General features: G+C 61.1%; 2 protein-coding genes. One reads left to right on the top strand and one right to left on the bottom strand.

Translation table 11 applies throughout. From position 1 onward, the window contains the following. On the bottom strand, positions 1–287 hold a 287-nt coding region (locus F792_RS14060), incomplete at its 3' end, for a hypothetical protein (RefSeq protein ID WP_038084142.1). Between the two features lie 512 nt (positions 288–799). Here F792_RS14060 and F792_RS0100010 point away from each other — a divergent pair. Then, on the top strand, positions 800–1,587 hold a 788-nt coding region (locus tag F792_RS0100010; RefSeq protein WP_038084143.1), incomplete at its 3' end, for a hypothetical protein.

A 1,587-nucleotide genomic window follows, 5' to 3' on the forward strand; every position in this document is an offset into this window, starting at 1 on the left:
TCGCGCAACGCATCGATGCCGGCTTCGGAATCGCCGGCAACCAGCAGCAGTCGCCCGCGCAGCTCGGCCATGTCGGCCGGCTCGCCGGTGTAGTCACGGCTTGCCCGCTCCACGAACTGCAGGGCATCCTCCACGCTACCCTGTTCCAGATAGACCGCCGTCAGCGTACGAATACCCTGCAACAACCCGGGGCTCTCCTGAACATAACGATTGAGGTTGTGTTCGGGCTGATCGCGGGCCTGCTGTTCGACCTGCTGGTACTTCCCGCCATGCTGGTCGTCGCGCATCGACTGTCGCGGGCGCGCACGGCCTGACCCCATGGCTTCTCGCGAGGCGCGACCGGTCCTTCGGTAGCCGCGCTCCCCCGCACATCACGCCCCCTCCCAATCGGCCCGTCGCCCCGATCCTTTGCCATTACCCGGGACCTCTTGTAACGCCCCCTGTCGATACGCCTTACAACCAAAAAAATACCCTCAACTTCCTGATTTTATTTTATTTGTTCTCCATGCACCCCCTACCCGGCGGCCTGACGCCCGCAAGCCACGCCAGCCTCCGTCGACCGCCTTTACAGTTCCGTCCCAGAACTGGGGCCTATCGCCCGCACGCTGCCAACAATCCAATACCCGCCGGGAAAACATCAAACTTTCCCCCTACATAACAAAGCCTTACGAACGATCACTCCTCGAAGTGAAACTTGGCACGTTGTCTGCCTATAACAACTCGGCAGCAACTGAATTGGCCATCAGGCCAAGCCCCGGCGATGGTTAAATCGCTTCAAATTGAGCATCAGGAGAAATCCATGAACGCGAAAAAAGCACTTCTTGCTTCGCTCTGCGTCGGCATTTTCGCCGCAGGTGCGAGTACCGCGACGGCGGAGACGATCGACTTCGACATGAACCTCGACGCCACCGCGAACTACAGCGGATCGGTCGAAAACGTCCGCCGGATCCAATTCGACCTGAACACCCAGACCTTCCAGTACATTCAGGACCCGAACAACCCGGTTCAGGTCGGCGATGTGTTCTATGACCGCGGGTACGGTGATGCCACGTCCTACCGGACCGTCACCAACGCGGCCGCGCCCCAGACCGGCGACATCCTTGGCAACGACTACTCCATGGGGCTCCTCTGGGACGAACTCCGCGGCGTGGTAACCGGCACCGATACAGTCGGCGGCAATTACGTCGTCACCGCTGACTACACCGGGGTCGGTTGCTGCTTTTCGCTGTTCATGGCCGAACCGACCCCCGGTTTCGGTCAGGACTATGAAGGGGCAAGGGCACACTACACCGACGGCGAACTGGTCATGGAGATGGGCCTGAAATCCGGCAACAGCATCCTGGAATTCGACAGCCAGGGCGGGGCCTTCATCGAAGGGACCTTCACCTTCGAATTCCAGGTGGACATGGTACTGCCGGGCTTCTGGTTCACCAGCGACGGCATCGACTTCGCCGACCTGATCGCGGACGAGGAAGGCGCCCCGACCTTCCAGGTCACGGCCTTCGCCAGCGCCGGCACCATCCAGGAACCGCCGCCGGAGACCTTCTTCGGTGACGATGCCAACAACGTGTACGGCGACACCCGCGA

Source organism: Thioalkalivibrio sp. ALMg9 (assembly GCF_000380625.1).
In the GTDB taxonomy this organism is placed as follows: Bacteria; Pseudomonadota; Gammaproteobacteria; order Ectothiorhodospirales; family Ectothiorhodospiraceae; genus Thioalkalivibrio; species Thioalkalivibrio versutus.